The 9,437-nt window shown below is 31.3% G+C and carries 8 protein-coding genes and 1 pseudogene; 7 read left to right on the top strand and 2 right to left on the bottom strand.

Annotated features, from left to right (window positions below):
• The coding region (locus ACIQ66_RS10935) for a hypothetical protein (RefSeq protein ID WP_396212831.1) at nt 1-663 on the bottom strand (663 nt) is incomplete at its 3' end.
• A 1,101-nt stretch (nt 664-1,764) separates the two neighbouring features.
• Between ACIQ66_RS10935 and ACIQ66_RS10930 the strand changes: the two genes are divergently transcribed.
• The 4 genes from ACIQ66_RS10930 to ACIQ66_RS10915 all read left to right on the top strand — a co-directional run bounded on the left by ACIQ66_RS10930 (nt 1,765) and on the right by ACIQ66_RS10915 (nt 6,363).
• Complete coding sequence (locus tag ACIQ66_RS10930) at nt 1,765-2,031, top strand: hypothetical protein (RefSeq protein ID WP_396212830.1); 267 nt, start codon at nt 1,765-1,767, stop codon at nt 2,029-2,031.
• A 102-nt stretch (nt 2,032-2,133) separates the two neighbouring features.
• A complete protein-coding gene (locus tag ACIQ66_RS10925) occupies nt 2,134-4,866 on the top strand; it encodes a class I SAM-dependent DNA methyltransferase (RefSeq protein ID WP_396212829.1) in 2,733 nt (910 codons plus the stop codon).
• Nucleotides 4,867-4,870: 4 nt separating this feature from the next.
• Entirely contained in the window at nt 4,871-5,932 is a 1,062-nt protein-coding gene (locus tag ACIQ66_RS10920; RefSeq protein ID WP_396212828.1) for an AbiH family protein, read from the top strand.
• Nucleotides 5,933-5,952: 20 nt separating this feature from the next.
• Nucleotides 5,953-6,363 (top strand): hypothetical protein, encoded by a 411-nt coding sequence (locus ACIQ66_RS10915; RefSeq protein ID WP_396212827.1) that lies wholly within the window; start codon nt 5,953-5,955, stop codon nt 6,361-6,363.
• On the opposite strand, the gene ACIQ66_RS10910 is transcribed toward ACIQ66_RS10915, so the two are convergent.
• Nucleotides 6,345-7,088: an RDD family protein gene (locus tag ACIQ66_RS10910; RefSeq protein ID WP_396212826.1), complete on the bottom strand. Its 744-nt coding sequence runs from the start codon at nt 7,086-7,088 to the stop codon at nt 6,345-6,347. The two genes, ACIQ66_RS10915 and ACIQ66_RS10910, sit on opposite strands and share 19 nt — an antisense overlap.
• A gap of 20 nt (nt 7,089-7,108) precedes the next feature.
• On the opposite strand from ACIQ66_RS10910, the gene ACIQ66_RS10905 reads away from it, so the two are divergent.
• The 3 genes and pseudogenes from ACIQ66_RS10905 to ACIQ66_RS10895 form a co-directional block, all read left to right on the top strand.
• Nucleotides 7,109-8,080 (top strand): stage II sporulation protein M, encoded by a 972-nt coding sequence (locus tag ACIQ66_RS10905; RefSeq protein WP_396212825.1) that lies wholly within the window; start codon nt 7,109-7,111, stop codon nt 8,078-8,080.
• The gene (locus tag ACIQ66_RS10900) at nt 8,073-8,828 is read left to right on the top strand and encodes a DUF4129 domain-containing protein (protein WP_396212824.1); all 756 of its coding nucleotides are present in this window, start codon (nt 8,073-8,075) and stop codon (nt 8,826-8,828) included. Before ACIQ66_RS10905 ends, ACIQ66_RS10900 begins: the two co-directional genes overlap by 8 nt.
• 11 nt (nt 8,829-8,839) lie before the next feature.
• Nucleotides 8,840-9,437 (top strand): annotated as a pseudogene (locus ACIQ66_RS10895) (DUF4350 domain-containing protein); the annotation flags it as partial.

Below are 9,437 nucleotides of genomic sequence, written 5' to 3'. Positions count from 1 at the left end.
ACCTAACGCCAAAAACAATGGTTTTGTACTTGCAGCTGTAACTGCATTGGTATGAGTTATCGCCACCGTCGGTGCCGAATTCCATGGTAAAATTGCAGTTTCTGAATGCGTTTCTACAAATGTTTCGGCTTCAAAATCTACTTCAGCACCAGCAGAGGTAATTTTAAAATGCGTTGTTCCACTTGGTGCAGCAATCATATTCGCAGGAACAAATGGTGCCAAATCAACTGTGATTTCTCCAGCAGCTCTGTCAATTGTACCAACATAAGGTGCAAACAAACTAGTTCCTAATTTACCACGGATGTTAAATTCAAAACCAATAAGCAATTCTGCTTCTCCATCAATTACGTTTCGCAAACCACGTTCGCTCACCATATCCGCTTGGATAACTTTCACCATTTGTTGCGTTAGTCTACTAACCATTTTGCTGTCAGCAGAATTAATCAATAACGCTCTCAAAGCGAGTCTCAAAACCTTTCCGGCTTTTCCAGCTCTACCAAATTCGGAACCATTCTCACGAGTTCTTTGAAACGCAGGATCATTCTTGATTCTGCTTGCATCAACGCCACCTTTTTCACGAGCCAAGTGTCCATCTTGGGTTTTGTAAAAAGTAATATCTCCGATAGTACCTTTTAGTTTAATTATGCCTTTCTGTCTAGCCATAACATTAAAATTTAGATTATAAAATCAGTTAAAACTCCCTCAATCATCTTCCTGTTGCAACATTATTCAATTGATTTCAATACAAATATTAAACTTAAACTATTAATTTAGAATACTTGACTATTCTAATTGTACTACAGTGGTATAAATGACAATAATTTACACAAATGTCTTGTAATAAAAGTCAAATCAGTTGTAAATTGCAGCCTAAAAACAAGGTAAAAAAATTACTAATTTTATATCCTGGTATTTAGAGTGTGAGGAGTATTCAAAAGCCACTCAAAGCCTAGTCAAAAGTATGGATAGTGTATGAAAACAGAATTAAAGAGAGTATGTATCTACCCAAAGGACATACAACGCATTACCGGCAAAAGTTATCGTCAAAGCATTAGATTGATGCAGAAGATTAGAATCGACCTCCAGAAGCTCGAAAATGAGCTTGTGAGCATAGAAGAGTTCTGCCAATACACTAGTTTAAAATATGAATTAATTGAACCTCATATTAAAGGATAAAGGCTTAAACTTGTTTGTTATTTGAACTAGTTTTACAATATAGTTTCTTATATTTGTACTTTAAGTTTTGTCAAAAAAAGCGTGATTTTTTTGAGGTTCAAAATCGAGACCCTAGAATATTATTTTGCAAAGTACCTTGTAAATAAAGGCATAAAGAGTGTTGTACAAATCCCTCTTTCTCCGCGAAAGAAAACCGATTAGCATAGCTAATCGGTTTTTTTATTTCAAAAAAATGGCTCAAAAGCTTTGCTTTTTAAAGTCGTTTTTTTTGAAATAAAAAAACAAATGATTATGCTAATAATCATTTAGGTTTTCTTTTGCTAAGGATTCCCTATTTGGGAACAACGTAGTTAGTCCTATTTTTACTTACTTTTACAACTACCCTATCGTTCTTACATCTAGCAAAAAGCTATTTTTTAATATTTTTATTTCTTTAGCATCTTTTTTTAGAAAAAAATACCAAAATGTGGAAAACCGTAAAGCACTATAAAACTTCTTTTTTACCTTTACAAAATCACGTAAAACTACCTAGTAAACTATTGTTAAAGTTATTTATTTTTGGTAGGTTTGGATACAATATATTTTAAAATGAGCAAACAACTTATACAACCCAGAAAAGCACTTAACAAGGCATTCTTAAAAATTAAACCTAATAGAACTGAAATTGAGGTTTTTAAAACTAATCTTATTCAGGTTTTAGACAGTTGCAATGATAAAGAATCTGAGGAATTTCATAAAAACCTTGTAAGTGATTTTCTTAAAAACACCTACTACTCGCCTATCCATTTTATCAATACCAAAAACAGAAATGATTTAGTAATTCATAATGGTAAAGAATCTAAAACAAAAGATTAGCTAATTGAAGACCAACAATACAACAAAATAAACAAGTTAAAGAAGAACAACCCAGAAGCTTTTTACTATTGGTATAAGGCTTTACAATTAAACAAACATTAGATGGCATTAAGCTGGAACGAAATAAAAGACAGAGCAGTTAAATTTTCTAAAGAATGGAAAGACACTACCAATGAAGAAGCAGATGCGAAACCTTTTTTAGACGCTTTTTTTGATGTTTTTGGAATCACCCGTAAAAAGATTGGAACGTTTGAACACCGAGTAAAGAAACTATCCGATGCCGATGGCTACATCGACCTACTTTGGAAAGGAACTATTTTGGTAGAAATGAAAAGTCGGGGTAAAAACCTGGACAAAGCTTTTCAACAAGCCATTGATTACACACACGGTTTAAAACAAAACGAATTGCCAAAATACGTTTTGGTATGTGATTTCCATATTTTCAGGTTATACGATACCGAAGAACAAACCACATTACAATTTACTTTAGACGAATTAATTCATAACGTTCAAAGCTTCGGCTATCTTTTAGGTTATCAAAAGAAAACGTATAAAGAGCAAGACCCAGCCAACATTAAAGCAGCAGAATTAATGGGAAAACTCCACGACCGATTAGAAGAAATTGGTTATGAAGGACATCCGTTAGAAGTCTATTTAGTTCGCATTTTATTCTGTTTGTTTGCCGAAGACACCACCATTTTTGAAAAGCAACAACTTCAAGACTACATTGAAAATAGAACTGCTGAAGATGGAAGTGATTTAGCTTCCAAACTACAAGAATTGTTTCAAGTATTAAATACGGCAAAAGACAAACGATTCAAAAACTTAGACGAGCAATTGAACGACTTTCCGTATGTGAATGGAAAATTGTTTGAAGAAATTTTACCAATGGCAAGTTTTGATAGCAAAATGCGCCAAGCCTTGTTAGATTGTTGTTACATCGATTGGAGTAAAATTTCACCGGCTATTTTTGGTTCCATGTTTCAAAGTGTCATGAATCCTAAAGAACGTAGAAACTTAGGAGCGCATTACACCAGTGAAAGCAATATCTTAAAACTGATCAAACCCTTGTTTTTAGATGAATTGTGGGCAGAATTTGAATCTATTAAAAGCAATAAAAATAAATTGCCCGAATTCCATAAAAAAATTAGCCAACTCAAATTCTTAGACCCCGCTTGTGGTTGTGGAAATTTCTTAGTGATTACCTACCGTGAATTGCGTTTATTAGAATTAGAGATTTTACGAGCCTTATACAAATCTGGGCAAGGAATTCTTGATGTTCGAGAAATAATGCTTTTGGATGTGGATATGATGTGCGGCATTGAATACGAGGAATTTCCAGCTCGTATTGCCGAAGTTGCCATGTGGTTAATTGACCACCAAATGAACATGCAAATTAGTAATGAATTTGGACAATACTTTGCACGTTTACCATTAAAAAAATCAGCTAAAATATTTCACGGAGATGCCTTAGACGTTAATTGGGAAGACGTAGTTTCTAAAAAAGAGCTAACACATATTATTGGAAATCCACCTTTTATTGGTTCTAAGATTATGAGTCAATTCCAAAGAGATCAAATTGTAAAAGAATTTGAAAATAGTCAAGGAAGTGGCGTTTTAGATTATGTTACAGGCTGGTATTTAAAAGCCGCAAAATATATTCAAGACACCAAAATTAAAGCAGCCTTTGTTTCAACCAATTCTATTGTTCAAGGGGAACAGACCAGTATTTTGTGGGGACAAATGATAAATAAATATGGCGTTAAAATACATTTTGCGCATCGTACTTTCAAATGGAGTAATGAAGCCAAAGGAAATGCAGCAGTGTATTGTGTTATAGTTGGTTTCGCAAATTTTGATTCAATAAATAAAAGAATATTTGAATACGAAGATATAAAAGGAGAAGCACACGAACTCAAAGTAAAAAATATCAATCCATATCTAGTAGATGCAAAAGATATACTGATAGAAAAAAAATCAAATCCAATTTGTAATGTTCCAAAAGTTAGTTTTGGAAATATGCCTTTAGACGGTGGAAATTTGCTTTTGACAGATGAGGAAAAGAATATTATTCTTTTAAAAGAACCAAAAGCTGAAAAATATATATTACCATTAATTTCTGCTTATGAATTTATTAATGGTCTAAATCGCTGGTGTTTATGGTTAGTTGATGCGGTTCCAAATGAATTGAGACAAATGCCAGAAGTGATAAAACGGGTTGAAATGGTCAAGCAATTTCGATTAAATAGTATTGCTCCATCAACTCAAAAATTTGCATTAACTCCAACATTATTTCGTGATAAAAATCAACCAAATACTTATATACTTATTCCAAGTACAACATCAGAAAATAGAAAATACATACCGATGGGTTTTTTCACAAAGAATAATATAGCAAATAACAGTTGCCATATTGTACCAAATGGAAGTCTATTTCATTTTGGAATTCTAATGTCAGTTATGCACATGGCTTGGGTTAAAACTACCTGTGGTAGATTGAAAAGTGATTTTAGATATTCAAAAGATATTGTTTACAACAACTATCCTTGGCCTGAGAATCCATCCGAAAAACAAATAAAAACTATTGAAGAAAAAGCACAACAAGTTTTAGACGTTAGAGCTTCTTTCCCTTCTAGTTCATTAGCAGATTTATACAATCCATTAACCATGCCACCCGCTTTGGTAAAAGCCCACAATGAGCTCGACAAAGCCGTTGATGCCGCTTACAGCAAACAAGCCTTCACCAGCGAAGCCAAACGCATGGAATTTTTGTTTGAGTTGTATGAGAAATATACTGCTGGGTTGTTTGTGAAGGAGAAGAAAAGTAAAAAGTAAATTTATGAATAGAATAGTGTTAATAGGAAATGGTTTTGATTTATCGCATAAATTAAAAACAAGCTATAATGATTTCTTATTTTATTATTTAAAGAAAATTTTAGATAGTTTTTTTGATATTTTGTTTTATGAAGGCAAATTAATAGAATTACATTCTAGATCAAGTATTACTGGAGTTCCAAAAATGGAAACTCTTGATGACTTGATAAGTAATTTAAATATATTAAAGACTAAACGAGACAGCAATGTATCTGTTAAATATAATAGTCATTTTTTTCAAGAAATTATTGAAGTATATCAACATGAAAAATGGGTAGATTTAGAAAATCATTATTTTTCATATTTATTAAGAATGTCGAATGCTTCTTCTAATTTGAAAGAGGATCTTTCTAAATTAAATCAAGATTTTGAACATTTGAAAACAGAATTTGAGAACTATTTAAGGGAAGTTGTTATTTCAGATAAGCCTATACAGAATCCTGCAAAATTTGATTTTTTATTAGAAGATATCCCCCATGATCAACTTATTGATTCTAAACCTGTTTACCCTACCTACATAGAGAATATTCATGTACTAAACTTTAATTATACACCAACATTTAATATCTATGCAAATCATCTTAACTCTAAAAAGAATACAAGTATTAATTTCATTCATGGAGAATTAAATAATCCCGATAATCCAATCATATTTGGTTATGGTGATGAACATAATGAGGAATATAAAAAATTTGAAAATAAGAAAGAGAATCAGTTATTTGAACATATTAAATCTTTTAAATATTTAAGGACATCAAATTATCAAGATTTAATTCGTTTTATCGACGGAAATGAATTTCAAGTTTGTATAATGGGTCATTCTTGTGGGTTGTCAGATAGAACAATGTTAAAAGAAATTTTTGAACATATAAATTGCAAATCAATTTTAATCTATTACCATAAATGGGGTACAGATACTCACGAAAATGATTATGTTAATAAAACTTATGAAATTTCACGACATTTTACAGATAAAGGTATGATGAGAAAAAAAGTTGTTTCTTTTGATAAATCAGAAGCTTTGTAAAACCTCATTATTTTTATTTTATGGATAATTTGATATATATAAATCGAGCTTTAAAAAAAGGGTTGAAAAAAGCTAAAGAGAAAAACGAAAAGCCAAAAACACTATACGCTATTGATTTCCTTTTAGGTGTTTACGATGAAAATCGTATGGGTGCATTACGTTTCAAAATAGACCCAAATGGAGATTTCTTGGATAGCAACAAAACAACATCAACACCACCTTGGTCATCTATTAGAGAATTACAAAATGCTGCTTCAAATTTTGAAAACGATGAGAATAATGATGCCGTAAAAAAATGGTTGTCCGTTTTAATGGCTCCTGGTTCTTCACTAGGTGGTGCAAGGCCAAAAGCTAACATTTTAGATAATGATAAAAAACCGTACCCAAAAGAATTGCTACTTCGCTCCAAAAATTACATAGTTTGTGTATAATAATTATAGTCTTTCAAAATTGTTCGAATAAAATCTTCGTGTCGTCCTGATTGATTTTTTATTCCGGTAACCGTTTCGATTTTGGCTTTTATTTTGTCTATTGTTTCGTAATCATTTTTTGCTTGCGCTTTCAAAAAAGCTTCTTTGATTATTCTAACATCGTTATCTGAAAGTTTGATTACCAAAGGATAAATAGGAACATATTCATTTCCAATTTCTTCCAAAATTGTACTGCTAATTGTTACATTGTTTTTTAGGGTAATAACTGATGTTCCTGCCACTATATCGCCCAATCGTTGCCCTTTTTTGCTAGATGAAACAACAATTAGCGCAATGATTCCGTTGAATAACGAAATGTCAATTATTCGCATAAACCAACGTATAAGATATTCTGCAAAAGTTGCTTGATAACCATCAATTTTTACCACTTTAATTTTGAGTAACTTTTTACCAACTGTTTGTCCTTCAAAAATGCTTTCTAGAGTGATTGTATAGAAAATAATTGGTAACGCAAAAAAGAGAATTGTAGCCATCATTGACCATTGATCGGTAGAATCTAGGTAATTATTTATTCCTAATAGATAAAAAAAGATGCCGTAAATTACAATTCCATAAGCAATTTTTATCAGTAAATCCAATAGATACGCCAAGATTCTATCGCCAACACCAGCGGCTGTAAAATTGATTTGAACATTTTGTGTAGTATTAATTGCAATTTGCGTCATATTTTATATTTTAGCCTTCCATGAGAGAAGTTGCGTTTATAAAACAAAATAAAGAAAAATGGCTTGAATTTGAGCAAGCAATTTTCGGTAAATCTAAAAAAAATCCTGATGCGATGGCTAATTTATACATTCAATTAATGAATGATTTGTCGTATGCGCAAACCTATTACCCAAAAAGCAAAACCGTTGTTTACCTAAATCATTTAGCTTCACAGATTTACCAAAAAATTTACAAAACCAAACGAACAGAAAAAAATCGATTTCTTTATTTTTTTAAAACTGAAGTTCCATTAGTAGTTTACGAATATAAACGCTATTTGCTTTATGCTTTTGTTTTGTTTTTTGCAACTGTTTCTATTGGTGTATTCTCGGCTAAATATGATGCTGATTTTGTGCGACTCATTCTAGGCGATGAATATGTAAACATGACTCTAGAAAACATAAAAGATGGAAATCCTGTTGCTGTTTATAAATCTGGCAGTAATTGGGGAAGCTTTGTAGGTATCACTTTCAACAATCTATTTGTGGGTGCAAAATGTTATTTATATGGAATTTTTGCTGGCATTGGAACCTTTATAGTTTTCTTGCAAAACTGCATTATGTTAGGTTCGTTTCAATATTTTTTTTACCAACAAGGTGTTTTTTGGCAAAGTGTTCGCGGTATTTGGATTCATGGTTCAATGGAAATTTTCGCCATTGTCATAGAGGCTAGTGCTGGTTTTATTTTGGGTGCTTCTATCCTATTTCCTAAAACATATTCGAGAATGAACTCCTTCAAAATTGGTTTTAAAAATAGTATGAAAATCTTTTTGAGTACATTTCCGTTTACCATTTCGGCAGGTTTTCTTGAAGGTTTTATTACACGTTATTCTATCGATATGCCTAATTGGTTGAGCAGTTTTAGTATTCTATTTACGTTATCAATTATTGCTTTCTATTATTTAGTTTATCCATTTATTGTTCATCGAAAAGTTAGTGCTTCTAATGGGTAAATTATTGCTTTTTATATCGTTGCTATTTTGTTTACATCTTGAAGCTCAAGATACATTAGCTATACCCGAAAACGAAAAAATCACTTTTACCAAAAAAGATAGTAAAGTTGATAGCAACGATTCTATTGAGGAAATAAAATTCAAAACCAATTTAAAAAAGAAATACAACTCAGAAGAATTTGTCTATGAAATAAAAACACCCGAAAAAAATGCTTGGGATAGATTCAAAGAATGGTTGGCGAGAATATTTCAAACTATTTTCAAGTTTTCAAGCGAAAGAACCTCGATGAGTGTTGTTATGTTTATACTAAAAACCATTGCAATTCTGGTTGTAATTTTCGTTGTTTATCTAATTGTAAAAGCAATTTTGAATAAAGAAGGACAATGGATTTTTGGTAAAAATTCGAGCAAAAAAATTGTTTCGACAGATGAGATTGAAAGAAATTTGCATGAAACAGATTTTGAAAAACTGCTAAAAGAAACGCTTTTGGCTGGACAAAAAAGAATTAGTATTCGCTACTATTATTTATGGTTATTGAAAAAAATGTCTGAAAAAGGAATAATCAAATGGGATATTGAAAAAACAAATTCTGATTATTTATATGAAATAACAAATGAAACACGCCGCGACGAATTTGCTTATCTTTCTTATTTGTACAACTATATTTGGTATGGCGAATTTGAACTAGATGAAGCCACTTTTGAAAAAGCAAAAACAGCATTTGAAAAAACCATTCGTTCTATATAATGAGTAAAAGTTTGAAAATATATATTGTGATTTTGGTGCTAATTTTAGCGCTTGTCATTGCTATGGATATTTCTAAACCAAAGCCAATTAATTGGGAACCAACATACGGTGTTAATGATAAAATTCCGTTTGGATTGTATATTCTTGACCAAGAATTAGAAAAAATGACTGGTCAAAAAGTTACCAAAATTGAACAAACGCCCTATGAATATTTTGAATCTCAATATGATTATGACACTTTAGTAAATACTTATAAAGTAAAAGGAACATTCCTAAACATTAATAATTACGGCAACATTGACGAAACTTCGGCACAGGAAATTCTATATTTCATTTCAAATAAGAACACGGCATTTTTGAGTATGAAAAAATTTCCAGAAACGCTTTTGGATAGTTTAAAAATCTCAATGGATGCCGATTATAAATACTCAGACAAAATATATAATTGGCTTGCAAATCCGAAATTTGGTTCAAAAAAATACCAGATTATTGAAGGAATTGGCAATGATTATTTTACCCAATTTGACACTATCAATACAACTGTTTTGGGTTATCAAAGTGGTGATAGTTTGAGAGTCAATTTTATAAAAGTAAATTACAACGGTGGCG

This window comes from Flavobacterium sp. (genome assembly GCF_044377315.1).
Classification (GTDB): Bacteria; Bacteroidota; Bacteroidia; order Flavobacteriales; family Flavobacteriaceae; genus Flavobacterium.
The sequence above is the reverse complement of the archived record's forward strand: the minus strand, read 5'-3'. Positions and strand labels throughout refer to the sequence as shown.

What these genes read in the sequence shown, in the direction of transcription:
- ACIQ66_RS10930 (WP_396212830.1), top strand. Translation starts at nt 1,765, where the DNA reads ATGAGCAAACAACTTATACAACCCAGAAAAGCACTTAACAAGGCATTC.
- ACIQ66_RS10925 (WP_396212829.1), top strand. Translation starts at nt 2,134, where the DNA reads ATGGCATTAAGCTGGAACGAAATAAAAGACAGAGCAGTTAAATTTTCT.
- ACIQ66_RS10920 (WP_396212828.1), top strand. Translation starts at nt 4,871, where the DNA reads ATGAATAGAATAGTGTTAATAGGAAATGGTTTTGATTTATCGCATAAA.
- ACIQ66_RS10915 (WP_396212827.1), top strand. Translation starts at nt 5,953, where the DNA reads ATGGATAATTTGATATATATAAATCGAGCTTTAAAAAAAGGGTTGAAA.
- ACIQ66_RS10910 (WP_396212826.1), bottom strand. Translation starts at nt 7,088, where the DNA reads ATGACGCAAATTGCAATTAATACTACACAAAATGTTCAAATCAATTTT.
- ACIQ66_RS10905 (WP_396212825.1), top strand. Translation starts at nt 7,109, where the DNA reads ATGAGAGAAGTTGCGTTTATAAAACAAAATAAAGAAAAATGGCTTGAA.
- ACIQ66_RS10900 (WP_396212824.1), top strand. Translation starts at nt 8,073, where the DNA reads ATGGGTAAATTATTGCTTTTTATATCGTTGCTATTTTGTTTACATCTT.